Below are 23,383 nucleotides of genomic sequence, written 5' to 3' on the forward strand. Positions count from 1 at the left end.
AAGGATCAGAATTTTTAACGCAAAGCATACGCAAGCTTCAAATTAGAACTCGTTGAAAGTGTGGAAATGTGGCAGTTTTCTGGCGATCGCCAACTGATTTGGGGCGATCGCACCTATCTGATGGGCGTGTTAAACGTTACGCCCGATAGCTTTAGCGATGGCGGCCAGTTTGACCAGTTGGACTCTGCGCTCCAGCAAGCCCATCGGCTGGCAAAAGACGGTGCAGACGTGCTGGATATTGGCGGCCAGTCCACCCGTCCCCAGGCCGAAGATGTGGCGCTGGAGGAAGAGTTGCGCCGGGTGATTCCGGTGATCCAGGCACTTCGCCAGGGGGCTGCCGATTTTGCGCCGCTGGATACGCTGATTTCCGTTGATACGACCAAGTCCGCCGTGGCCAGAGCGGCGATCGCTGCCGGAGCCAATATTGTCAACGATATTTCGGGAGCGACCTTTGATGACGCAATGCTGCCCACCGTTGCTGAACTGGGCGTGCCCATTGTGCTGATGCATATTCGCGGCACGCCCAAAACCATGCAGCAGTTAACCGATTATAAGGACGTGGTGCAGGAAGTCTACGACTTTTTGGCGAGGCGCGTCGAGATGGCGATCGCCCACGGCATTCCCCACCAGCACATCGCCATCGACCCCGGCATTGGCTTTGCCAAGACCGCCGCCCAAAGCCTGGAACTGTTGCGCCAGATCGAGGCCTTCAAGCCCCTCGGCTGCCCCATCCTGATCGGCCCGTCCCGCAAGAGCTTCATTGGGCATATCCTCAACCAGCCTGATCCGAAGCGGCGAATCTGGGGCACGGCGGCGGCCTGCGCGATGGCGATCGCCCACGGAGCCGATATCCTGCGCGTCCACGATGTGGCTGAGATGTGGGATGTGTGCCGCGTGGCGGATGCGATTGGGCGGGGAGTGTGAAGGTTAGAGTGCCAGAGCGGCACAAGGTGAGATAGCGTGATAGAAATAGCGTGATAGAACACTCATACTCCAGTTCTCCAAATGCCTCGATTTCTCCACATCGCCGATATTCACCTGGGCTTCGACCGCTACGACAACAAAGTGCGGACGCAGGATTTCTTCTACACGCTGATGGATGTGGTCGAACGGTATGCGATTCGCGAAGCGCTCCCTTCGGGCATTGCCCCCCAGGTAGACTTTGTGCTGATTGCGGGCGATCTTTTCGAGCATCGCAACCTCCAGCCGCACATCTTGAACCAGGCACAGGCAGTGCTATCCCTCCTCAAAGACGCAGGCATCCCCGTTTTGGCCATCGAGGGCAACCACGACAACCGACCCTACGGCGTGAATACAAGCTGGCTGCGCTATCTGTCAGATTGGGAAATGCTGTACCTGCTGGAGCCGGGGGACGTGGCGCAGGGCGAACCGTTCTATTCTCCCTGGGATGCAGAGAGGAAGCGCGGCGGCTACATCGACCTGCCCTGCGGCGTGCGGGTGCTGGGGTCAAGCTGGTATGGCTCGACGGCTCCCAAGGCGATCGAGCAAATTGCCGCTTCTATTGGGGAATTGCCGCCTGCGCCAGGGCCGACGGTGCTGCTGTTTCACCACGGGCTGGAGGGGCAGATTGCTCGCTATCAGGGGGCGCTGCGCTATAGCGATCTGCTGCCGCTGAAGCAGGCGGGCGTAGACTATCTGGCGCTGGGGCATATTCACAAAAATTACGAGATAGAGGGCTGGGTGTTTAACCCTGGCTCCCTGGAAGCCAACAGCATAGACGAAGCCCGGTTTGAGCGGGGCGCGTATGTGGTAGACATTGACCCAGACGGCATCCGGGCAGAACTGAAGCGCGACTATCGCCAGCGGCCAATTGTGCGGCTCAGGCAGTCCCTGCGCGGCTCGGAAACGGTGGAGGAGGTGGAACAAACGGCGATCGCCCTGGTTCAGCAGGCTATCTCCTTGGGACAACTCCAGCCCGATGCACAGCCAATTGTCGAACTGCGGCTGGAGGGTGAGGTCGGGTTTGAGCGGACGGAGCTAGACGTGCGATCGCTCCAGCAACAGCTCCAGTCCCTCAGCAACGCGCTGATCTTCCTGCTGAAATTCGAGGCAGACGTGCTGACGTTTGCCTCCCCTCTGGGGGAAGAGGCCAGCCGCGACCAGGTGGAACGGGAGGTGTTTCTCGACCTGCTGACCGCCAACAGCGCCTACAAAAACCGCGCCCCCGCGCTAGCCCAAGGCCTGATCGACCTGAAAAATCGCCAGCTTGAAGGGCGGCCAGAGCCAGATCTGTATGAGCTAGTGCAATCCTTGCTGACGAGCGAGAGCAGCGAGCGTAGGGATTAAGAGTGGCGGAGTGTGGGAGGAATCGGGTGTTTTTGGGGTGGTGCAGACCGTTGAGCCATATTGCGCCGCAATGCTGAATTGCACCGCAATGCTGATAATGCTGAGGTCAAGCTCTACCCCCATCACACCGCCATTTGCCCCAATTGCGCTAGTCTAGCCATTGCAAAAGCTGGGCCCGACACGGTTCAAATACAGACGAGACGTGTGAATCTCTCTGCACCCCCAAAGCTCCAGCCTCAAGCTCCACTCCCAGGCCCCAACCCCCGATCCCGATTTATTGACACTCGGTATGACTCGAAACAAACGCACGCGCTCCTTTGCGGCTTTTCTGGCCTCCCTGGTCGGATTCACGACCCTGGCCCCGGCGGCATCTGCCCAAGCTCCAGTGTCCGCCAATCGCCCCGCCCCTAGCGAAACCGTGGACTGCGAAATTCTGGTCGTCGGCGGCGGGCTGGCAGGCGTGGCTACCTCCTACGAGGCGCTGCTGGCCGGGCGCACCGTCTGCATGACGGAACTCACCGACTGGATGGGCGGACAGATCACCTCCCAGGGCACGTCGGCGCTGGATGAGGCGCGGCGGCAGCGGCAGTTGCTCTACTATTCCAAGGGGTATCTAGAACTGCGCGATCGCATTCAAAAGAAATATCGCAGGCTCAGCCCTGGCGACTGCTGGGTGAGCGTTTCCTGCTTTTTGCCCCGCGATGCCGAAAAGATTCTGGAAGACATGCTGCGGGACGCGGCGCGAAAGGGACGAGGCCGGCTCAAGTGGTTTCCCTCGACCGTGATTAAGGAACTGGACTACACCGCCGACGGCAAGCAGATCGCCGCCGCTACTGCCATCCAGCACAGCCCTGCCCCCAACACGCCGCCCCTGAATACGGAGCCGCTGTCGCAAATCATCGAAGATGCCTACCGCTACGAAAATTCCAGCCGTTTGAATAAGAAGGTGATCCGCTTCGTGCCCAAGGCGCGGCGACAGCCCGGTGTGGCGGATTGGTACGTGGTGGAGGCGACGGAAACCGGAGAGCTAATTGCCCTAGCGGACGTGCCCTATCGGCTGGGCCTTGATCCGCGATCGCACCTCAACCCGTCCCTCCCCACCACCAATGGCGACCCCTACTGCACCCAGGGCTTTACCTACACCTTCGCGATGGAGCGCACGGCAGAACCCCAGCCCCAGCAAAAGCCGCCTTTCTATGAGCGCTACGAACCCTATTACGGCTATGACCCCAACCCGCGCCTGGCCGACATTGACGTGGTGTTTACCTATCGCCGCATCTGGAGTCCAGAGCCTCGTTCCACCGAGCGCGTGTTTGGCGTGTCGCGTCCCAAACCAGGCGATATTTCGATGCAGAACTGGGTCTGGGGCAACGACTATCGCCCCGGCACCTCCCGCGACAATTTGATCTATACCCGCCAGCAGTTGCAGGAGCGGGGACAGCTTGCTGCCGGTGGCTGGCTAGGCGGGCTGCGGACGGAAACCCTGGCGGCGGGCGAAGAACTGGCCCTGGGCTACTACTACTGGTTCACGATGGGCACGACGGATTCGCAACTGGGGGATGGGGTGAAAAAGCCTGCACCCAATCACCGCTTGCTGGCAGGGCTAGAGTCGCCAATGGGCACGGTTCACGGTCTGTCGAAATATCCCTACATCCGCGAAGGACGGCGCATTATCGGTCGCCCCACCTACGGCTACCGCAACGGCTTTAGCATGAACGAGTTGGACATCTCTAAGGCTGACTTCCGCGCCGATTTTTACCGCCAAAATCTGTCGCCAGAGATGTATCGCAACCTGTGGATTGCGCTGGCGGGGCTGGAAACTGTGTCGGCGATCGCCAAAAACACGCCCCCCGACCAGATTCAGCGCCGCACCCGCTCGACGATTTACCCCGACGCGGTGGGCATTGCCCAATACGCCATTGACTTTCACCCCTGCATGGCCTATTCTCCACCCGAAGCACCGGGAAACATCGAGCGACCGGGCACGCGCCAGGGCCACGGGCAGGCCTATCCGGGGCAAATCCCGCTGCAAGCGATGATTCCCCAAAAGCTGGATAATTTACTGGTCGCGGGCAAGAGCATCGCCACCAGTACGATGGTCGCTGCTGCCTACCGGGTTCATTCCTTTGAGTGGTCTGTTGGCGCGGCTGCGGGTACGACGGCCGCCTTTGCCCTGCGGGAAAACGTCCCGCCCTACCAACTGGTAGACGACCTGCCCCGCCGCGAACCCCAGCTTGAGCAACTCCAGCGCCTCCTCGTCCGCAACGGCAACCCGATCGAGTTTCCCGACACGTCGATCTTCAACCTCGACTGGGCTGATTGGGCCCCGTGGTAAGGGAGGGCGGAAAAGAAGAACGAAGAACGAAAAACGAAGAACGAAGAACGAAGAACGAAGAGTGAAACTTTTTCTCTTTTCTCTCTTCACTCTTCGTTCTTTCCTTTTCTCTCTTTCCTTTTGCCTATGCTTCCTCCCTTGGTCCTTGCTTCTGCCTCTCCTGCCCGACGGCGACTGCTGCAACTGGCGGGGATTGAGCCGATTGTCTATCCCAGCGCTTTTGATGAGGCGCAGGTGCGGGAGCCAAATGCCAGCGTGCTGGTGCAAAAGCTGGCGGAGGGCAAGGCACGGGCAGTTGCGCCCAAGTTTCCCGATGCGCTGGTGCTGGGCTGCGACTCGGTGCTGGCGCTGAACGGCGAGATCCACGGCAAGCCCGCCCACGCAGAGGAGGCGATCGCCCGCTGGAAACAGATGCGGGGGCGCGTCGGCGAGCTATATACCGGGCACGCGCTGATCGACGGGACGCAGGGCAAGATGCTGGTGCGGTGCGGCATGACGCAGGTACAGTTTGCCAATGTGAGCGATCGCCAGATTGAAGCCTACGTTGCCACGGGAGAGCCGATGAACTGCGCCGGATGCTTTGCGCTGGAGGGTCGGGGCGGGCTATTTGTGGAACAACTGATGGGCTGCCACAGCAACGTCATCGGTCTCAGCCTGCCGCTGCTGCGCCAGATGATCGCCGAGTTGGGCTACGACGTGACGGGCTATTGGTCTGGAGGCTGAAGGATGGCGCTTGCTGTAGTTTCATGGCGAGGTGAATCCGATGGACGAAACTGGAACTTGTGCAACACGGCAGATCGTCGGCATACTTCAGCAGCCAGTCCCCTGTCGCACTCACCTGCCCCTCATTCCACCCCCTTATAGTCCATCCCCTTATATTGAAGACAGCCCACCCTACCCTGGTGCATCCGCCAGACCGGATGATTTTGCATGAACCTTGCCAAGCTCTTTGCGTCCAAGCGATTTCGTCAACTGCTGGTGCTCCTGGCGGCGGGCGGATTGACCACCATGACGGGTAGCGTCGTTACGCCTGTATTTCCAGAAATTGTGCGAGATTTGCAGCTCGATCGCTCCTGGGCAGGCATGTTGACCAGTACTCACGCCCTGACGACGGCGCTGTTTACGCCCGTGTTTGGCATTTTGGCTGATCGGGTGGGCAAGCGGACGGTGATGCTGCCTGCGCTGCTGTGCTATGCGCTGTTTGGGGTGGCGACGATTTTCATGACGACGCTGCCGACGCTGCTGCTAATGCGGGGGCTGATCGGCGCGGCCAGCGGGGCGGTGGCGGCGGCTACGATTGGGCTGCTGGGCACGATGTATGAAGGCGACGAGCGATCGCGCATTTTGGGCTTTGCCACCAGCGCCATGACCACGGCGGCGATTATCTTTCCGCTGCTGGGCGGCTGGGTCGGGCGAAACCAGTGGCAGCACGCTTTTTATCTCTACCTGCTGGGGATTCCGCTGATGGCGATCGCCGCGCTGGTGTTTCGGGAGGAACCTCGCAATACAAGCGGTGCGGGCTTGTCTGATACGGGTGGGCTGTTGCCCGTGGTGCGCCAGCCGTCGGTGCTGATGATTTACTTTTTTTTGGCGGCGGCGGCATTGGTGATGCAAGCCACCGTGGCCTATGCGCCGATTTACCTGAAAGAAACCATCGGCGCAGACCCGGCGCTCAACGGCGTGGTGCTGGGTCTGCGGGCGGCGGGGGCGGCGGTGAGTTCGGCGGTGCTGGCCAGTCGGCTGGCGCGACGGTTGAACAATCGACGGGGGGCGATCGCCCTTGGCTTTTGTCTGATGGGGCTGACCATTGCCACAATTCCGTCGCTCACGCAGATTTTTGTCATCCTTCCCGTTGCGGCCCTGTTTGGCGCGGGCTTCGGCATCATTACGCCAAATCTCTACGATTTACTCGCTGATCAGGCTCCGGCAGAGCTACGAGCCAGCGTCCTGGCCATTGGTACGGGGTTCAACTCGCTGGGCCTGTTTTCAGCCCCCCTGCTGCTGGGCCCCATTTGGAAAAACGTTGGACTCCCGTCTGTGTTTTACCTAGCGGCGGCGATCGCCCTGCTGGTCAGCCTTCTAAGCCTCCGCCGAGAGCGCAAATTGGGAACTAGGGGCTAAGAGCTAATTTATGAAGCAAATCTTAAGAAGCCTGAAACTCTTGGCATGTGTGGCTTTGAGGTCATGTTTGCCCAGGAAAAGCGGTTTCTCGGAAATCCTTGATTACTTTAGTTTGGACTAACTGGCATCACAATAATGCTCAACAGGATGCCATAAAGAAAGAATCTGCTCAACCGTTCATAACAGTTGAACTTAAGGAATTGGATACAATCCTGCTCGCAGTTAAGCTGCTGTTGCAACCGGACTGTTCAGGGATTGTTCGGATGTCTTGCGTTTCGAGGCTCGTTTTTTGACCATCGGATAGCAGGGACGAGGAGTTGGCTTGTGCCCCTTGCCTCGTCCTGGCGATTTACCACGAGGTTTAGGCGCAGGAGCAGGGGTGCCAATCGCTGCCAAAATGCCTGCAAACGCTTGTGCGACCCGACCCGGAGTCAACGTTTCTTGCGGTGCCTGCCAGGGCAAGGGGTGGTCAGTACAGTCCTTTCGCGCTAACCACAACTGCCAACTGAGCAACGGCATCAGGCTGCTCCACTGTTCGGTTGCCGATACAGAACTGAACTGGGGATGTGTCCAATATAGCCTCTGCTTGGCAAAGCGATACCAGTGTTCAATGGCAAAGCGACGGAGGTAGTGCAACCACAGGGTTTCTAACGGAGGCATCTGCTCACCCAGCCAAACTAACCACAAAGGAGCCAAGCGTCGCGTGCTGCTCTGTGTCTCCAGCACCTCCACGCGCAACACTTCCATTGCCCGTTTGGGGCAATTGCGGAAATGGTATGCACTCCAACGACTGACCCGCACTCGTCCCCAGTTGGGATCATCGACTTCAACGGTTTCGACCGGGACACTCCAAGTGTCAGGGTCATTGAGTTTCATCTTATGTCCATGCTTGGCAGGTGCGCCTCGCCCTCGATACGCTGGGGGCGCGCCATAGACACATCGATTGGATGTAACCCGCAGCAGCAAGTCTGCCTCAATCCCTGCCGTTTGGTTGACAAAACTGGCATTGCCGTACCCTCGGTCGTAGATCGCCAACGGACGCACCGCTAACTGCCGAGTCACTTGTTTGAGTTGGAATGCCGCTTTACTGGCGGGTGTTTCAAAGCTGGTGATGCGCTCATGCCGCAATGGTAATGCCCAACTGCCCCTGTCTTCAGCAATCCAGGCTAAGGTACTGTAGTTTTGTCCGGCTATCGGGGCATGTCCTGTTCTGCCTGATAAGGTGCGGTCTTTCAAACGCCTGGCAGCAGGACGGTTCCACCGACTCGCATCACCTGCCAACAACGGTTGCTGCTGAGTCGGTATCTGCTGCACCAACAGCTTCAGCACCTTTGAGCGGGGTAGGCGGCTATCGCGCAACGCTTCATAGGGGCTCGACCACTGGCGACGAAAGACAGGACTCTGCGATAGCCTCACAAACGACACGATGCACGCACTCACTAACACGGCATCCATCAGATCAAACAGGGCATCTCTGGCGTTTCCCAAGCTGGCATACAACGTTTGGCGAAATTGCTGAAGTTCGTTGAAAATCATGGGGTCAATGTTGGTTGTACTTCATTGACCTTACGGCAGTCGGTGCTTCTCATTGACTGCCTTCCTCTTCACCATTAGTCCAAACTAAAGACAGCATCCAGCAGAGGTGCATATGGACGCAAGAAAATGGGCTTGGGGAGGATCGACCAACGCTGACCTAGGCCCCAAGATAAAGCATCAGGAGAGTGGACGCTTGGTACTGCAAAGCCCAAGGTGGGAACCGATGGTTGCAGTCTTCATGTCAATGTTTGTACTTACTGCTCTCTTTTTTGGGGGCAGCAGTCGGCTAACGTGCGATCGCCCCACATTTTCGACAACGCACTGTCAAGTTACGCGCTTCTTTGGGCCAGGGCTGATTCCCTTGAGAAGCCTTGAACTAGGTTCCTTAACGGACGTGCAGGTCGTTCGTGAATTCCAGCATTCTGATAGCTGCGAATATTTGGTTTACGATGTTCAACTCACGGGCACAAAAACTACGACTCGACTGAGGCTGCACAATAATCGAGATATTGAACGGGCCCAGCAGATTGCTGACAATCTTCAGCGATTTCTCGCGAATCCTGCCCGTTCTGAGATTGCTGTAGATACCATCAATGTACTCGACGACTGGGCCCTCACGTCGATGTCTGTCGGAGGTCTGATAGCAATCAGGGCCTTGTTGCGTCGCAAGGGCTTTCGCTTCGAGTTTGACCGTTTGGCAGGTACGCTGCAAATCTCAAATCTTTGGGGCTGATGGCCGCCTCAAGCGGCAGATTTCTTTGAGAGAGATTCAGTCCATCGTGATTGAGCAATCCACTTTGGAAGGCCAGGCCGTGGCTCGAATTGTGTTTGTGATGCAGTCGGGCGATCGCCTTCCGCTCATACATACCTACAGTGCTGGTGTACCCGGCAAACAAGCGGTAGCCGAGGCGATTCGCGAGTTCTTAGAGTTGCCGCCAGTAGAGATGGAAGGTGGACTAGCTGCAAGAATTTGATCGTCGGCCCACCGTGCCTAGTAATCACTAATAATCACTAATAATCATACGGATTCTGGGGTTCCTCAATCGGGGTCAAGGACGTAGCCTGAATGACCAGTTGGCGCTGACCGTCGAGGGTTTCTGTCGCCATGTCACCGTCTACGCGGAGCCACTGGTCTTGTTCGTAGGCAGTGCGATCGCCCTTAATCCGCACGGGCAGCCCAACTGGATATACGTCTGCGGCGCAGCAGGTAATCACAAAGCGGGTGATGGTGAAATAGTTGCTGGGCAGGTTTGGCGAATGGATAACGAACCCCTCGACCGAAGCTTTTTGTCCGGTGTAGGCATCGGGTTCGGGGTAGACATTTAGCAGGCGCACCCAGTCGATTAGCGAGCGGTCTTCGGGGCGGGTGTTGGTGCGGAAGGACTGGGGCTGCGATCGCGTTAGGGTGAGCGTATCCGCGACGCCGCGCTCGATGGCGACCTGGCTGGCAAAGGCGCGGGGCGTAAACTGGAGACCAAACAGGGCGATCGCCAGCAGCAGGGCGCTACTCCATCCAGGCGGCAGCAGGTTTGCATGGGACTCTGAGGGCTGGGTAATGGCGATGCCGCGTCGCGCCAGCCGCAGCGCCTCCCAAAGTTTGGCAACGCCCAACCCCAACAGCGCAAACCCAGCGGTGATCGCCAGCCAGACATAATCTGGATGCAGCAGAATGTTGATCCGCCCGGTTAGCCAAAAGCGCAGCATCAGCCCGCCCCACGCTAGCAGCATGACTGCATCCAGCCAGATTAGCCAAAGCCCTGTCCGATTTTTACGAGTCTGGTTGCCTCTTCTGCTTGCCATCACTCCGTCACTCTGTCACTCTGTCACCCTGTCAGTCCGTCACCCTGTCACCCTGTCACCCTGTCACCCTGTCACCCTGTCAGTCCGTCACCCGACCTCACGTTCTAGCTGATATCTACTGGTATCTAGCTGATAGTATCTAGCTGATATATAGATTAATCAGCAAGCAAAACAAAAACGTGAGCTGACCCGCCAGAATAAACAAATAGGCGATCGCCCGACCGCGAAACATCGACAGCAGCAGCGCAATGTTTTTCAGGTCGATCATTGGGCCAAACACCAGGAACGCCAGCAATGCGCCGCTGGTAAAAGTAGAGGCAAAGGACAGGGCAAAAAACGAATCCACTGTCGAGCAAATCGACACAATCCACGCCAGCAGCATCATCGCCAAAATCGACGTGACCGGGCCCTGCCCCAGCCCAATCACCCACTCGCGCGGCACAAAGACTTGAACGATTGCGGCGATCGCCGTTCCCAAAATCAGCACACCGCCCAACTCGCGCATCTCCTGCACAATGTTATTCACCAAAAGCCACAGCTTGTCCGACAGCGGCTTGGTGAGGACGGGATTGATGGCGATCGCCGACGAAGACAGCGACCCATCGGGGCGAATGGGCTGATCCGCCTGCCCCAGCCAATAGGTTCCTGACTGCAACAGGGACGACTCACCCGAAGGCTTTGTAGCCGCCCCGCGCACCGCTGGCATGGCCCGCGCCACTCCCGGTTGCATCAGCGGTCGCAGGTCTGCCTGAGCGCTAAACACCCAGCCCACAATTACTGCCACCACCAGCGACAGCCCCACCCGCAAAAACACAATCTCCGGCTGATCCCGAAAGGCAATCCACGTTGCCCAAAACACCACCGGATTCACCGTGGGAGCCGCCAGCAAGAAGCCCACCGCCATCGACGCGGGCGCACCCTGCACAATCAGCCGCCGCGCCACAGGCACATTGCCGCACTCGCACACGGGAAACAGGAAGCCAATGCCGCCGCCAATCATCGCCGCCAGCAGCGGATGTTTGGGCACTGCCGCAATCAGCCGCCGCTCATCAACGAATAGCAGCAGCACGCTCGAAAACAGCACGCCCAGCAGCAAAAAGGGCATCGCCTCCACTAGCAGGCTGAAAAACAGCGTCAGCGCATTATTCAATCGATCCATGCGGTCTAGCCTAATCCTTCGGTCTAGCGATCCCCGATTGGGTCTGAGAGGCTATTCTACACCGTCCTATCGCAGACGGGTTTTTCAAAAGGCGGGTTTCCGCCCAAAAAGCGAGGCTTTTGCAGGATCAATCGCGGGGGAAAACTAGCCCAATCCCCCACCGGAATCGCGATAAGGTTGAGTGGGATGAGTGGTGTTGCCATCGCCACAACCCTCAGCGTTATCCGTTTTCCTGATTCATTCTCCCAATCCATCCTTCCGACCCGGCAGCCCGACCCGGCAGCCCGACTCAGCAGCCCGACAGGTATTCCAAACGTTCTAATTTCAGACGGCATTTCAGCCAGCTTTCTGCTCTTGCTCTTATTCCTGAAACCCTACTTTCCAATCCTCTGACCCCCAACTATGGCTTCCCATTCTGAAACCAATAAAGCTGAGCGGGAACGGGCGATCGCCAACTCCCTGCCCGTCGAGATTCGGGACATGGACATCGACGACCTCGCCCCGGTGTTTCATCTGGGGGAAAGCCTGTTTACCAGCGACCTCTATCCCTACCTTTATCGCACCTGGGACGAGTGGGAAGTGATTGGGCAATACAATACAGACCCAGAATATTGCCTGGTCGCAGAGATTGAAGGCGAATTGGCAGGCTTTGTGCTGGGCACTATTATCAGCAAGGCATCCTGGGTCTATGGCTATATTATCTGGCTAGGAGTCAGTCCCAAGTTTCAGCGGCGCGGCGTGGCGGATAAGCTCGTAGACAAAATCGTCGAGCGCATGATTGAAGAAGGCGCTCGGTTCATGCTGGTGGATACCGATCCAGCCAACGAACCTGCGATCAAGTTCTTTCGGCGCAAGGGGTTTGGCAATCCGCGTCGCCACGTTTACCTGTCGATGAATTTAAGCAAGCACGAAATCTACGGCCGCCTAATCGCCTACGAGCGGGACAAGGCTAGCCGGGTGCGTCATCACCGTCCCAAGCGACCCTGATCAAGTGACCCTGTTCCCCTGCTGCCGTCTAAGCCGTTCAAGCTGTTTAATCTGTTTAATCTGTCGCCATGGGAGCGCGATCGCCCACGCGATCCCTCTCAACTTGGCATGGCAACTTTGCGCGACAGCCAACATCTACACAGGGACTTCAAGACAGGGACTTCAAGACAGGGACTTCAAGCTTCTCATGCTCCCCTCTTCCCGACTTGGGAGAAGCGGTTGGGGGATCAGGGCAGATTGAAAGTTGCACATCGCATCAACATTTAGCAAACAGAGCGATCGCCCACCCAGTCGCGACCCACTCGGCATGAGTATCTAGCATCGCCACTCAGCAGGGCGATACACATTGTGAAGAAGTATTGTTTTTTCTGATAAAACGCAATTCTGTATTTTTAGATACAGAATTTATTGCTATGATTAAACAAGAAGCGTCAAGATTCCATCACTTAACACCAGAAGGATTTCACTATGTCTACTCAAGATCAAGCCCGCGCCCTGATGATGCGCCACCACCACAACATCAAGAATCGCCAGCAATCGATGCTCAGCCGGGCCGCCGCCGAAATCGGGCTGCCTGCGGAAGCACCCACCCTCTGGAACCATGTCCAGGGCAAGCCCCACCCATCTTTTGTGCAGAGCTATGACCGCAGCGGCTCGACCATGAGCTAGGTTGCCGGGATAAATAGCTCCGCGACACCGTTAGAACTGGAATGGTTAGAACAGCAATTCGGAACCGGAATTCGGTTTTACACGTAGTTTGAAAGCGTGGGCGATCGCCCAATCCACCCTTTTTCTCCGCTCCGTCGGGGAGGTATCGACACCGATGCCTCCCTGAATTTTTTTGAATTTTTTTTACAGACCACGCGAGTTTTTTGCAGACCAAGCCTCATGCCTCACCTAAGCAAAGCCCAGTCGCTTGAACCGACGGCGTTGGGCTTGGGGCTGGGCAGCAGCGGCTTCCAGGCGTTCCTGGCGCTCCAGTTCTGGCAATTTCAGCACGACTCCAGCAAAAAACCAGTAGTAAACCGCCACTGGATCAACGTCGAGGGGATAGTAGTAGGTGTTGTAGCTAATGAACAGCACGAATAGCCACAGCGCTGCGCCATAGCTCCGCAACGTGCGATCGCGCATGGAGCGGTAGGCCAAAAAGGTCAGCGCCGTCAGCATCGTCACCAGCGCCAAAAACGCCAGCGTCCCCAGCATTCCAATTTCATACAGCAGCTTGGGATAATACGTTTCGATTAGCTCAGTGTCGCCCAGCGTGCGGGCGGCGTTGGTGGCTCGACCTAGCCCGTTGCCCAAGAAGTTTTGATGATTCAGCGACCACTGAAACTGTTCCAAAATAAACAGATGCGGTGGCGAGGCTTCCCAGCGACTTTGCAGGCTCTCGAATCGCCGGGATAGGATGTCGGGGTTTCGCAGGGCGGCGTAGCCCAGCACCAAGCCAAGGATGGCCGCACCTGGGATAAAGCGCCTCAGGTTCACCACCTGCCCCGTCAACACCAGCAGCGTCACGAACACGCTGGGCACCAGAATCAGCGCCACTCGCTGCCCCGATAGCACCGCCATGATGAAGACTGACGCAAGAGAAATCAGCCCTGTCGTGCGCCATTGCGCCCTGGGGTCGCTAAATGCCGTCGCAAATGCCAGAAATGCGGCAGAAATCAGGAACCAGCCCCATTGCCAGGGCGCAACAAAGGTTCCAGGCAAGCGAATCTGATTGTGTTGGGGCGTATAGAGCAACGACCCACCCACAAAGCAGCGGGCATTGAGGGAAGCGCGGTAGAGGTCTGGCCCTTGGGCAAAGCGTGTGCCAGCGCAGTACCCGGTTTTGAGCAGGACATACTGGATAAACGCGAGGGCGCAGCAGGTGAGGATGATGATAACCGTGAGCCGCATCAGGAATAGCAAATCGCGGCGATCGCGCAGCAGATAGTATGCACACACCACCAGCGGCATATAGCCCATTAGCACCTTTAGTCCTAAAATGCCCATCAAGATAGGCTGCTCTCCAGGCGTGGGGCTAAGCTGCTGCCCTCCGTTCACCACCAGCAGCGTCATCAGACACAGCCCCAGCAAAATGCCTACGGGCGCAACCATCTGCCGGGGAATCAGCACGGGCAGCTTTTCGCGGCGGCAGTATTGAATTACGCCGAAGAGGGCAGGGATATAGAACCCGTCTTTGGCAAGCTGAAGCAGGGGGCTGCTGCCCAGCGCATAGGTGACAGATCCGCTGAGGGGCATGTAGATCAAAAAGGCCCACAGCGCTTGGCGGGGGTATTTGAACGACAGCGCGGTGCAGAGCGTGCCAATGAAGGTGCCAATGCCCGGACGAACCCCCGCGGCCAGGCCCACGACAAAGCCGACTACCGTCGCAAATAGCGCCGCAAAAATTGTGAAGATGACCAACTCTTGCCGCAGGCGATTGGCTTTACGGCGCTGAGAAAGACGCTGACGCAGGGTGGGTTGGGGCGATTCAACCGCTAGACTTGGGCTGGGCTGGGATTTGGACTTGGGCTTGGTTTTAAGCACGGGGCAGGCAGAGGGCAGGCAGAGGGTGCATCTAGCAGAAGGGCGATCGCGCGATTGATTCGGGAATCGGGGAGACCTGGCTCAAGTTACACACGCCCTACCCGTAAGCGAAGTGTTTAGAGCATTCCAGCATCCGGTTCACCGCATACCTATCGTAGCCGAGCGTCCCGTAGCTCTGTTCCAGCGAGCCGAGCTAGGCATATTGCAGCGCAACGGCGGCATCTGATGGCAACTCAACCCTCAACTCTGCCCAAAGTCGATACTGCTGCGGGGAGGTCGTGATGATGGCGGCGGGGTGATCGGCGCTGGAATACTGGAGAAGCTGGCCGCAACACGAATAGGCGCTGTCTTCCTCGTGTTTCCCAAAGGTTTTGACCAGGCGATACAGCGTATTGCCGTAGCGGATGCCTTCACAGAGGTAGCCGTCCCTATAGAACCGGAACGAGCGGACAGAGCGTTCATTTACAACAGTCGGTATCATGGCTCGTTCTTGCATAAGATGCATTCGGAATTTCAAGATTGCTGGGTTCAGTGTGAAGCCTGCTTTTTGATTGAGAACTTAGTGAAAAAATATACGCTTTGCGCGTAGTTTTACGGAAATCCGCAAACTTCTATAGAATCCAGCAATTTATCCTGGAACCCTGATGGGCAGTCTCTCTATAAAGACTATAAAGACCGCAACGCCTTAGTTGTAGCCCCGGTCGTTTGGTAGCTACAACCGTAAATTCTCGGTGACCGTTGCCCTAATTTTATGAAAATAAAACATTTCCAGGCGGGCTTTTTTTGACAGACATTGCTCAGCGACGACGCGATTTAAAGCTCGGCCCTGGCTGGCGGCTGAAAAAACCACGACGCGGACGGGCGATCGCCCTTTCATTTGGCTCTTCTTCAGATTTGCGCCCCAAGCTGAGCCGGGGAATCAGATCGCGCTGGCTCTTTTGCTCTGGGGGCAGTGGCTTATCCTGTTTGCGGTAGCTGGCGATGAGTGCGCCCGACAGTCCGGCGATCGCCCCCAGCCCAATGCTCAGCGGCACCCAGTAGCCCAGCAGCGCAAAGCCAATGAGAAACACGATCCATAGCTTGATGCCGACAATCACCGGATCATTCTTGCCCATCGCAATGCCTCAAGCGCAATTCCTTCCAATGCCATGAGCCGCAGTCAACGAGAGAGTGCGAATCACGAGAAATCCTACAAGCCTCAACGGTTCTGACTTTCAGCCCCAGCCACCAACCGCTATGCGCCTACTCTCTCCGGAATCAGCCGCTCCAAAATCGTCAGCAGCCGATCGATTTGCTCGTCGCGCTTTTTGGACTGTTCGCGCATTTCTCGAAAGCCTTCGTGCATCTCCCGAAACCCTGCCCTAATCTCGTCAAAGCCCTCTCGCGTAGAAATTTCTGAGCGAGTGATCTCTTCTGTCATCCGTCCAATTGGGTCAGATAGAATCTGCACGCTCTCGGCCAGCGTATCGAGCCGCTGGGTGAGGCGCTGATCCAGCACTTCGATGCGGGTATCTACCGCTGCAACGTGGGAATCGAGGGTGTCTAGCCTTTCAACAATCAGTTCGTTGGTCATAGCGAGTCTTCATCAAAGCGAATCTAAGAGCGCGTCGAGCGGCTGGGTGGTGTCTACTGTTCTAACGTATTCTGCTTCGGTGGGCGTAAAGGGTTCAAAGCTCTGCTTCGCCAGGATTTCTGGAGTGGCATCGGCGATGTCGCCTGTGCGCTGGCTAAGTCGCTTAGCAAGAATTTCTAGGGGAGCCGTGCAGTGGAGAATGTGGAGTGGGATGCCGTGGGCGCTGACCTGGGCGATCGCCCCTTCTCGCAATGCCTGCCGATCGTATTTGGCATCCAGGATTACCGTATAGCCTTCGGCGGCCAGCGTCGTGCCCAAGTGCAGCAGCCGATCGTAGGTCTGTTGGGTCATTTCTGGCGTGTAGAGGTCGTCGCCGCCGCGCTCCGTCAGCGCCACGCCGCCCAGATGTTTCCGCACCGCGTCGGAGCGGATGTACACTGCGCCAAGCTTTTGGGCGATCGCCCTAGCAGTCGTGCTTTTGCCCGATCCCGACAGCCCGCTCATCAGCAGCAGGCGGCCAGTTTTGGGCTGCGTATAGTTCCACGCCAGTTGATAATACAGCGCGGCGGTGTCGTGGGCTTTGCGCTTTTCCTCCTCTGGCACGCCGGGGTCATTCAGTAAAAAGGACGTGACCTTGGCCCGCACGTAGGTCTGGCGGTTAACGTAGATCGGCAGCACCCGCAGCCCGTCCCAGTCGCCCGTCCGCTCTACATACTCGTTTAGAAACACGGTTCGCAGGTCGGGTCGCTGCCGCGCATCCAGATCCATCACAACGTAGGCAATGTCGAACATGACATCGACAAACCGAAACGGCTCGTTGAACTCGATGCAGTCAAACAGCAAAAACTGCTGGTTCCAGTAGGCGATATTCCGGAGGTGCAGGTCGCCGTGGCACTCGCGAATCCAGTTTTGCTGAAGGCGCTCGTCAAATAAATCAGCCTTTTCAGCAAAAAAGCGATCGCAGTAGGCCCGCGTCTCATCGAACTGCTGCTGGGTCTGCGGCCCGCCGATATATTGCGCGGTTTGCGCCCAGTTTTCATCGAAGGCCTGTCGCACGCGCTCGACACGACCGAATTCGCGGATGTAGTCGCTGGTTTCGGTGGCGAGGTGGAAGGTGGCGATCGCCCCCGCCAGATCTTTTAGCAAGTCCTCCGTCAGTTCGCCCCGCTCATACAAATTGGTCAGCAGGGTGGATTGCGGAAACTGCCGCATCTTCACTGCATATTCCACCACCTCGCCCGGCCCGTCCAGGTGAAAGGTGGGCACGCCCTTGTCCAAGGTTTGGGTAATCGGCAGCACATCCAGATAAATCGCCGCCGCCGCCCGCTGATTCAGCCGCAGTTCCTCTTTACAAAAATGCTTCCGCTTTTCCAGCGTGGAATAGTCCAGGAACCCGAAGTTCAGCGGCTTTTTGACCTTGTAGGCATACTCGCCCGTCAGCAGCACGTAGGAAATATGCGTCTGAATCAACTGCACCGGAGACGCATCCGACGGATAAAAGTCTTCAGGATATTCTGGCGGCTCTCCGGCCACAGTCTGGAGCGGATCGGGCGGCACCGGATGGGGATAGAACTCCGGCTTCAGCATGTGCTGGATCACGGGCGGCAGGGCAGAGTCGGACATGATGGATTGGGGATTAGGAGTTAAGGTATGCCGTTTGCTTTTCACTAGAATAAATGCGCCCGGAAATCTTCCAAGCGCATTTGCAACCGTATTCTGAAACGAATCATGAACTGCGTGCGCCCCTTAGGTTTTTTTGGGCGTTTATTGGGCGGTTTCGACTGCGCCGTTGGTATACAGCAGCGCCCGTTTGGGCCCGTGGATCGGGTCTTCCACGATAATCGTCTGGTCGCGGCTGGCTCCGAGCGACACGATGGCGATCGGCACTTCCATCAGTTCCGCTAGAAACTTAAGGTAATCCAGCGCTTGGCGGGGCAGGTCATCGAGCGATCGACAGTGGGAGGTGTCTTGCTTCCAGCCCGGTAGAGTTTTGTAAATGGGCTGACAGCGGGCAAACACTCGCGCATTCGAGGGAAAGTCGCGCACCTGCTGGCCGTCGATTTCGTAAGCAGTGCAGACTTTGATTTCGTCGAGGTCATCCAGCACATCGAGCTTGGTAATGGCAAGACAGTCTAGCCCGTTGATGCGGACGGCGTAGCGACCAATTACTGCGTCAAACCAGCCGCAGCGGCGTTTGCGCCCGGTCGTGGTGCCGAATTCTGCGCCGCGATCGCACAACGCCTCGCCCACATCTCCCAGCAGTTCGGTCGGAAAGGGTCCTTCGCCCACGCGAGTGGTGTAAGCCTTGGCCACACCAATCACCCGGTCGATGATCGTCGGCCCTACGCCCGCCCCCACACACGCGCCACCCGACACCGGGTTCGACGAGGTGACATAGGGGTAAGTGCCGTGATCTAGATCTAGCAGCGTGCCCTGTGCGCCCTCAAACAAGATATTGCGGCGCTGACGCACGGCCTGACTAATCCGCAGGGAGCTATCCACCACATGGGGGCGCAGCCGCTCGGCATAGCCCAGGTATTCATCGATCACCGCGTTGGGGTCGAGCGGCGGCAGGTTATACAGCTTCTCTAAAATGACGTTTTTGTATTCGATTGTCCAGGTCAACTGGTCGCGCAGTCCCTCTGCGTCCATCAGATCCACCACGCGAATGCCCGTGCGCTCGGACTTGTCGGCGTAGGTGGGGCCAATGCCACGCTTGGTCGTGCCGATCTTGTGGCTGCCGCGCTGCTCTTCGGCGGCGGCATCGATCATGAGGTGATAGGGCATGGTGACGTGGGCCGTCTCAGAAATCAGCAGGTTCTCGCTGGAAACGCCCAGCTTTTCGAGCTGATCCAGTTCACCCAGCAGCACCTTCGGATCAATCACTGTGCCAGAGCCAATGATGCATTCCGTTGTGGGATACAGAATACCCGATGGAATGAGGTGCAGCTTGAAGGTCTGCCCCTGCACAACGACCGTGTGACCCGCATTCACCCCGCCCTGATAGCGCACCACCACGTCGGCGGACTTGCTCAACAGGTCGGTAATCTTCCCTTTTCCTTCGTCGCCCCACTGGGCCCCGATTACTACAACGTTTGCCAAGGGTTTAAATTGCTAGAATTTTCAGAAATACGCAAACTTCCATTATCAACAGCGCGTGTTCCTGGTGTCAATGCTTAGGAGCAAGACACTGCTAGTCTGAGTGGAAATGCCCATTTCTAAAGCTCAACTTGAGAAGAATGCAGTGTGTGGCTTTGAGTGAAATGCAGGCGAGTTAACAACTAGATTGAGAGGTATCTTGTGACGCTATATGCCGAATTGCACCGCCATCTGGGTGGTTCCGTTGTCCCCCGTATTCTCTGGCGCTATTTTCAGCGCAACCAGGCAGACCTGGCAGAACGATTTGCCGACTATGCCGAGTTTGAGGATTTTTATACGCGCCCGCGCAATACGCTGGCGGAATATCTAGAGCTGCATACGCTGGTGGAAAGCGTGCAGACAGAAGACACCCTGCCCTACTTTATCTATCGTCTGATGCGTGGGGCATATGTGTTTGAGAATTTAGCCTATTTGGAATTGCGCTATACGCCGTATTTGCGAACGCCGGAGCATCTCAGCCAGGGCGATCGCATTTCCTTAATGAGCCAAATTGTGGAGGTGGTGGGCCGCGCCAGCCAGATTGTGGAGTATCCCATCGTCACCAGCCAAATTCTCTGTATGCACTCGCGGCTGCCCTACGAGGTAAACCGGGCGATCGTTGATCTGGCGGCGGCGCGGCGCGATGTAGTGTGTGGCGTGGATCTGGCGGGTGGAGATGGGCTGTATGGCGATCGCCTCGGTGAGTTCATCCGGCTATATGACTACGCGCGATCGCTCGGTCTCAACACCACCGGGCACTTGTATGAAACCGAAGAAGGCTGCTATCCCGAACTTTTGCCCTACCTAATGCGGATCGGCCACGGCATCCAGATTCCGCTAAAGCACCCCGAACTGCTGCCCCAGGTGGCCGCCCAGGGGCAATGCCTGGAGGTCTGTCCCACCACATATCTAAAAACAGGCACGCTGCAAGACCTGCATCAGCTCAAGGGGGTATTCGACCGATGTTTTGAGGCGGGGGTGGATATCGCCATCTGCACCGACAACGCGGGACTACATAACGTGCGGCTGCCGTTTGAATATGAAACGCTGCTGACCCACGACATCATTGGCTTTGAGGAGCTAAAAGCCTGCCAGGATGCCGCCTTCCGCCATGCCTTTGCCTGGACTCATCCGCAACGACCAGAGCTAATATTGAGTACCATTTTACGGGCTGATGCAGAGCCATCTGAGGAGTTCCCGCGCTCAGGCAATGGCAACGGACAATTCAATGCTGTCGCGCAAGAGGTAACGGAGTCCTCGCGCTAGCCATTGGTCTGCAAGACTCGCAGCAAAAGCTGGCTGGAGGCAGTAGCAACACCTCCAGCCAGAAACCCCGCATCTACAAAAATCCTTCAAAATTCGCAAAACTGGTTTCAACCGCTCAAGTCTAACCCCTTAAAATTTAAGCAACGCTAAACAACGTTAAATAACGCTCTGGCTCAGGAGTTGATACCAAATGTCACTCACTGCTCAACAGTTAGCTGCTTTGATGCCTGATGCCACTCAATTAGAAAGTGACGAGCCAGAGATGGAGAGTTCACTACACTATGCCCAACTAGCCCTGCTGGTTGCTTGTTTAGAGTGGCTTTGGCGCGATCGCTCTGATTTTTTTATTGGGGCAAACTTGACAATTTATTTCAGCCGGGAGCAGCTCAAAAACAAAGAGTTTCGCGGCCCCGATTTCTTTTTAGTGAAAAACACCGAAAAGCGCCCGCGAAAATCTTGGGTTGTCTGGGAGGAAGGCGGCAGATACCCGGATTTGATTATTGAACTCTTATCGGACTCAACAGCCCAAATCGATCGAAATTTAAAGAAGGAACTCTATCAAAACCGATTTCGCACACCAGAGTATTTCTGGTTTTCTCCTGAGACTTTGGAATTTTCAGGCTATCGCCTAGTTAACCAGCAGTATGAACCGATTGCTGAAACTGATTCGGGCTGGCTGTGGAGTCATACCTTAGGACTCTATTTAGGTATTCAAGCTGGGATGCTGCGCTATTTTACAGAAACAGGTAACCTGGTGCTGTCTCCACAAGAATCGGCACAACGATTGACAGAGCAGCTAAGAGCGTTGGGTGTTGAACCGGACGTATAGCAACGCGAGAATAAGAAAGGGAGGGCTGGTTCGCTCTCCCTTCTACGAATCCCAACTAATTCTCAAACTGACAGGACTTACGCACTTGCGATCAGCTCTTTGGGCTTTGGATGATTTCTCGCAGGCGCAGCCCGATAGAAATCGTCCAACTGCGTAAGTCCTAACTAATTCTCAGAAAAGCACTATGCTTCCCGCTTTAGTGCAGACTCGACCTGTTTAAATTCCAGTTCCAAACGCTCCTTCAGCTTGGCAGGAACAGGACGATTGGGATAGGAGCTATAGTGCCCTGCTAGAGAATTCAGCGCTGTCCGCATGGTAGTAAAGGAACCCAGCTTGAGCAGCGAGTTGTCTCGGCGATATCGGGCTGAGAAGTCGTTGATTAGCTGGCGGGCTTCGGATTGGGCGGCGGCCTTTTCAGGCGTTCCATCGGGCAGTTCTAGTGCGTTCCGCAAGCTACCGATCAGCGCCAGCGTATCTTGCCGATAGTTGCCACTGAGATTTCCCGACGCACTGGAGCAGCCCGTCAATCCAATGACACACACCAGCACTAGGGCGAACAGACGAGTTAGAAAAGTCTTCATAGAACCTCGGCAACTAAAAATCGGCAATTTGGAAAGCGACCGTCGAAATCAAAAACTGAAAAAGCGTCGTTTTTCATCATAACTTGAGTTGGCGATCGCCCCAGCGCAACACGCCAACCCCAGCAACCCTTAGTCCTCAGGTGTTACCCGTCATGCGGTTCACGACGTTTTGCACAATCTGCATTCCGGTGATAGCCTGCCAGCCAAACAGAGCCAGCAGAATCACGTTCAGCGTGATGTGGGCATAGCGGGCCGCATCGTTGCCCTTCTGCATAAACGGGGTCAGTGCAGCAGAGGTGGCAATCATGCCCGTCATGCCCAAGCCCACCAGCAGGTGGGGGTTGACGAACAGCTTGCCGCTGTTGACATAGGTGGCAGCCATGCCGCCCAGCGTGCCCAGCACCATCGTCGCCAGCAAGATCGAGCCAATCTGGTGATGGCGAATATTGAAACGCCCTTTGAGCAATGCTTTTTTGACCTCGCCCTCGGCAGATCGCGTGCGCCGAAGCTGAACGCCCAGATACATGGCATAGATCGTTAGCCCAAACAAAACCCACATTAGGATCGGATGAACAAACTGGCTGTAAACCTTGAGCGACTGCAAAAGCTCAGGACTCATTACGCTCTCCCTCTCTGCGCCTCAAATCTTAAAAAAATCTAACTGCACTGTAATAAAAATTAGCACAATTAGCATCGTTGGGAAGAGACGAGCAGGATGGACGGGAGGCGGAGGCGGTCAGATCACTTCCGAATCAGATCAGTTCCGAAAAGGATCACCTCCAAAAAACAAGCCTCCCAGCGAGAACTTGCTTGGAGACTTGTTTGCGGATGAAGGACTGGGCGTAGAGCTGGTAACCCTTCTCTCAGGGGGCGATCGCGCTACATGCCCGGCAAGAGCGAGTCCGTTGCATTGGTCGGCTCGGCCTGGGGCTGTTGGCGCAGGATGATGGGCGGCTCGGTGACTAGCCCCACGAGGCGATCGCTCGGAAAGCAGAGAATCGCTTTGCCCTCGGTGATTGGAATCTGGAAAAGGCGCTGAGGGCGGTTTTCGGGTGGCGCAACCAGCGTCTCAAACAGCTCTTGCAGGAGCATGTTGTTGGACTGAATTGTGACCGTTTGCTGCGTGCCGCCATCGAGAAGGATGGTGACGGCGACTTCTTGGGGCAGAGGTGCATCAGAAACCATGCGATTACCTAAATATAGAGTGAATGCTGAACAA

General features: G+C 56.6%; 22 protein-coding genes. 10 read left to right on the plus strand and 12 right to left on the minus strand.

Annotated features, from left to right (window positions below):
- Positions 1-66 precede the first annotated feature (66 nt).
- The 5 genes from folP to JTM80_RS00890 all read left to right on the plus strand — a co-directional run bounded on the left by folP (position 67) and on the right by JTM80_RS00890 (position 6,763).
- Positions 67-924: a dihydropteroate synthase gene (gene folP, locus JTM80_RS00870; RefSeq protein WP_172353728.1), complete on the plus strand. Its 858-nt coding sequence runs from the start codon at positions 67-69 to the stop codon at positions 922-924.
- Between the two features lie 81 nt (positions 925-1,005).
- Entirely contained in the window at positions 1,006-2,307 is a 1,302-nt protein-coding gene (locus JTM80_RS00875; RefSeq protein ID WP_172353729.1) for a DNA repair exonuclease, read from the plus strand.
- A gap of 289 nt (positions 2,308-2,596) precedes the next feature.
- The gene (locus JTM80_RS00880) at positions 2,597-4,642 is read left to right on the plus strand and encodes an FAD-dependent oxidoreductase (protein WP_172353730.1); all 2,046 of its coding nucleotides are present in this window, start codon (positions 2,597-2,599) and stop codon (positions 4,640-4,642) included.
- A 126-nt stretch (positions 4,643-4,768) separates the two neighbouring features.
- Complete coding sequence (locus JTM80_RS00885; protein ID WP_172353731.1) at positions 4,769-5,365, plus strand: nucleoside triphosphate pyrophosphatase; 597 nt, start codon at positions 4,769-4,771, stop codon at positions 5,363-5,365.
- 207 nt (positions 5,366-5,572) lie between these two features.
- Positions 5,573-6,763 carry an MFS transporter gene (locus JTM80_RS00890; protein ID WP_172353732.1) on the plus strand — a complete coding sequence of 397 codons (1,191 nt, stop codon included), beginning with the start codon at positions 5,573-5,575 and terminating at the stop codon, positions 6,761-6,763.
- Positions 6,764-6,985: 222 nt separating this feature from the next.
- Here the strand turns inward: JTM80_RS00890 and JTM80_RS00895 are convergent, their stop codons facing one another.
- Positions 6,986-8,299, minus strand: a complete 1,314-nt coding sequence (locus JTM80_RS00895; protein WP_205370392.1) for an NF041680 family putative transposase — start codon at positions 8,297-8,299, stop codon at positions 6,986-6,988.
- A 758-nt stretch (positions 8,300-9,057) separates the two neighbouring features.
- Here JTM80_RS00895 and JTM80_RS00900 point away from each other — a divergent pair.
- Positions 9,058-9,273: a hypothetical protein gene (locus tag JTM80_RS00900; protein ID WP_172353735.1), complete on the plus strand. Its 216-nt coding sequence runs from the start codon at positions 9,058-9,060 to the stop codon at positions 9,271-9,273.
- 37 nt (positions 9,274-9,310) lie between these two features.
- On the opposite strand, the gene JTM80_RS00905 is transcribed toward JTM80_RS00900, so the two are convergent.
- Both JTM80_RS00905 and JTM80_RS00910 read right to left on the minus strand, forming a co-directional pair.
- Positions 9,311-10,027, minus strand: coding sequence for a TIGR03943 family putative permease subunit (locus JTM80_RS00905; protein ID WP_255548853.1), 717 nt, complete (start codon positions 10,025-10,027; stop codon positions 9,311-9,313).
- 211 nt (positions 10,028-10,238) lie between these two features.
- Positions 10,239-11,258: a permease gene (locus tag JTM80_RS00910; protein WP_172353737.1), complete on the minus strand. Its 1,020-nt coding sequence runs from the start codon at positions 11,256-11,258 to the stop codon at positions 10,239-10,241.
- A gap of 402 nt (positions 11,259-11,660) precedes the next feature.
- Here JTM80_RS00910 and JTM80_RS00915 point away from each other — a divergent pair, with 402 nt between their 5' ends.
- Both JTM80_RS00915 and JTM80_RS00920 read left to right on the plus strand, forming a co-directional pair.
- Complete coding sequence (locus JTM80_RS00915; RefSeq protein ID WP_172353738.1) at positions 11,661-12,245, plus strand: GNAT family N-acetyltransferase; 585 nt, start codon at positions 11,661-11,663, stop codon at positions 12,243-12,245.
- Positions 12,246-12,713: 468 nt separating this feature from the next.
- Positions 12,714-12,914: a hypothetical protein gene (locus JTM80_RS00920; protein WP_172353739.1), complete on the plus strand. Its 201-nt coding sequence runs from the start codon at positions 12,714-12,716 to the stop codon at positions 12,912-12,914.
- 228 nt (positions 12,915-13,142) lie between these two features.
- Here JTM80_RS00920 and hpsL read toward each other — a convergent pair whose 3' ends face one another.
- The 6 genes from hpsL to JTM80_RS00950 all read right to left on the minus strand — a co-directional run bounded on the left by hpsL (position 13,143) and on the right by JTM80_RS00950 (position 19,452).
- Entirely contained in the window at positions 13,143-14,777 is a 1,635-nt protein-coding gene (hpsL, locus tag JTM80_RS00925) for a hormogonium polysaccharide biosynthesis protein HpsL (RefSeq protein WP_172353740.1), read from the minus strand.
- A 193-nt stretch (positions 14,778-14,970) separates the two neighbouring features.
- Entirely contained in the window at positions 14,971-15,282 is a 312-nt protein-coding gene (locus tag JTM80_RS00930; RefSeq protein ID WP_205370394.1) for a hypothetical protein, read from the minus strand.
- A gap of 292 nt (positions 15,283-15,574) precedes the next feature.
- Positions 15,575-15,892 carry a hypothetical protein gene (locus tag JTM80_RS00935; RefSeq protein ID WP_172353742.1) on the minus strand — a complete coding sequence of 106 codons (318 nt, stop codon included), beginning with the start codon at positions 15,890-15,892 and terminating at the stop codon, positions 15,575-15,577.
- Between the two features lie 119 nt (positions 15,893-16,011).
- Positions 16,012-16,350 (minus strand): hypothetical protein, encoded by a 339-nt coding sequence (locus tag JTM80_RS00940; RefSeq protein WP_172353743.1) that lies wholly within the window; start codon positions 16,348-16,350, stop codon positions 16,012-16,014.
- A gap of 12 nt (positions 16,351-16,362) precedes the next feature.
- The gene (locus tag JTM80_RS00945) at positions 16,363-17,973 is read right to left on the minus strand and encodes a bifunctional aminoglycoside phosphotransferase/ATP-binding protein (RefSeq protein ID WP_205370395.1); all 1,611 of its coding nucleotides are present in this window, start codon (positions 17,971-17,973) and stop codon (positions 16,363-16,365) included.
- 141 nt (positions 17,974-18,114) lie between these two features.
- Positions 18,115-19,452 carry an adenylosuccinate synthase gene (locus tag JTM80_RS00950; protein ID WP_172353745.1) on the minus strand — a complete coding sequence of 446 codons (1,338 nt, stop codon included), beginning with the start codon at positions 19,450-19,452 and terminating at the stop codon, positions 18,115-18,117.
- Between the two features lie 198 nt (positions 19,453-19,650).
- Between JTM80_RS00950 and JTM80_RS00955 the strand changes: the two genes are divergently transcribed.
- Together JTM80_RS00955 and JTM80_RS00960 are read left to right on the plus strand one after the other, a co-directional pair.
- Positions 19,651-20,754 (plus strand): adenosine deaminase, encoded by a 1,104-nt coding sequence (locus JTM80_RS00955; RefSeq protein WP_172353746.1) that lies wholly within the window; start codon positions 19,651-19,653, stop codon positions 20,752-20,754.
- A 190-nt stretch (positions 20,755-20,944) separates the two neighbouring features.
- Positions 20,945-21,583, plus strand: a complete 639-nt coding sequence (locus JTM80_RS00960) for a Uma2 family endonuclease (RefSeq protein ID WP_172353747.1) — start codon at positions 20,945-20,947, stop codon at positions 21,581-21,583.
- A gap of 182 nt (positions 21,584-21,765) precedes the next feature.
- Here JTM80_RS00960 and psb27 read toward each other — a convergent pair whose 3' ends face one another.
- From psb27 to JTM80_RS00975, 3 genes are all read right to left on the minus strand, one after another.
- A complete protein-coding gene (psb27, locus tag JTM80_RS00965) occupies positions 21,766-22,164 on the minus strand; it encodes a photosystem II protein Psb27 (protein ID WP_068508368.1) in 399 nt (132 codons plus the stop codon).
- A gap of 136 nt (positions 22,165-22,300) precedes the next feature.
- Complete coding sequence (locus tag JTM80_RS00970) at positions 22,301-22,783, minus strand: DUF4079 domain-containing protein (protein WP_205370396.1); 483 nt, start codon at positions 22,781-22,783, stop codon at positions 22,301-22,303.
- A 260-nt stretch (positions 22,784-23,043) separates the two neighbouring features.
- On the minus strand, positions 23,044-23,349 hold the full coding sequence (locus JTM80_RS00975; RefSeq protein ID WP_172353749.1) for a hypothetical protein: 306 nt from the start codon (positions 23,347-23,349) through the stop codon (positions 23,044-23,046).
- Between the last annotated feature and the right edge of the window lie 34 nt (positions 23,350-23,383).

The organism is Thermoleptolyngbya sp. PKUAC-SCTB121, assembly GCF_016919485.1.
In the GTDB taxonomy this organism is placed as follows: Bacteria; Cyanobacteriota; Cyanobacteriia; order Elainellales; family Elainellaceae; genus Thermoleptolyngbya; species Thermoleptolyngbya sichuanensis.

Bases quoted from the DNA above. Each gene is read 5' to 3' on its own strand.
- JTM80_RS00875 (WP_172353729.1), top strand. From the start codon at position 1,006: ATGCCTCGATTTCTCCACATCGCCGATATTCACCTGGGCTTCGACCGC.
- JTM80_RS00930 (WP_205370394.1), bottom strand. From the start codon at position 15,282: ATGCATCTTATGCAAGAACGAGCCATGATACCGACTGTTGTAAATGAA.
- JTM80_RS00975 (WP_172353749.1), bottom strand. From the start codon at position 23,349: ATGGTTTCTGATGCACCTCTGCCCCAAGAAGTCGCCGTCACCATCCTT.
- JTM80_RS00885 (WP_172353731.1), top strand. From the start codon at position 4,769: ATGCTTCCTCCCTTGGTCCTTGCTTCTGCCTCTCCTGCCCGACGGCGA.
- JTM80_RS00890 (WP_172353732.1), top strand. From the start codon at position 5,573: ATGAACCTTGCCAAGCTCTTTGCGTCCAAGCGATTTCGTCAACTGCTG.
- JTM80_RS00905 (WP_255548853.1), bottom strand. From the start codon at position 10,027: ATGCTGCTAGCGTGGGGCGGGCTGATGCTGCGCTTTTGGCTAACCGGG.
- JTM80_RS00910 (WP_172353737.1), bottom strand. From the start codon at position 11,258: ATGGATCGATTGAATAATGCGCTGACGCTGTTTTTCAGCCTGCTAGTG.
- JTM80_RS00960 (WP_172353747.1), top strand. From the start codon at position 20,945: ATGTCACTCACTGCTCAACAGTTAGCTGCTTTGATGCCTGATGCCACT.
- psb27 (WP_068508368.1), bottom strand. From the start codon at position 22,164: ATGAAGACTTTTCTAACTCGTCTGTTCGCCCTAGTGCTGGTGTGTGTC.
- JTM80_RS00895 (WP_205370392.1), bottom strand. From the start codon at position 8,299: ATGATTTTCAACGAACTTCAGCAATTTCGCCAAACGTTGTATGCCAGC.
- JTM80_RS00880 (WP_172353730.1), top strand. From the start codon at position 2,597: ATGACTCGAAACAAACGCACGCGCTCCTTTGCGGCTTTTCTGGCCTCC.
- JTM80_RS00940 (WP_172353743.1), bottom strand. From the start codon at position 16,350: ATGACCAACGAACTGATTGTTGAAAGGCTAGACACCCTCGATTCCCAC.
- JTM80_RS00915 (WP_172353738.1), top strand. From the start codon at position 11,661: ATGGCTTCCCATTCTGAAACCAATAAAGCTGAGCGGGAACGGGCGATC.
- JTM80_RS00935 (WP_172353742.1), bottom strand. From the start codon at position 15,892: ATGGGCAAGAATGATCCGGTGATTGTCGGCATCAAGCTATGGATCGTG.
- JTM80_RS00945 (WP_205370395.1), bottom strand. From the start codon at position 17,973: ATGTCCGACTCTGCCCTGCCGCCCGTGATCCAGCACATGCTGAAGCCG.
- JTM80_RS00920 (WP_172353739.1), top strand. From the start codon at position 12,714: ATGTCTACTCAAGATCAAGCCCGCGCCCTGATGATGCGCCACCACCAC.
- folP (WP_172353728.1), top strand. From the start codon at position 67: ATGTGGCAGTTTTCTGGCGATCGCCAACTGATTTGGGGCGATCGCACC.
- JTM80_RS00970 (WP_205370396.1), bottom strand. From the start codon at position 22,783: ATGAGTCCTGAGCTTTTGCAGTCGCTCAAGGTTTACAGCCAGTTTGTT.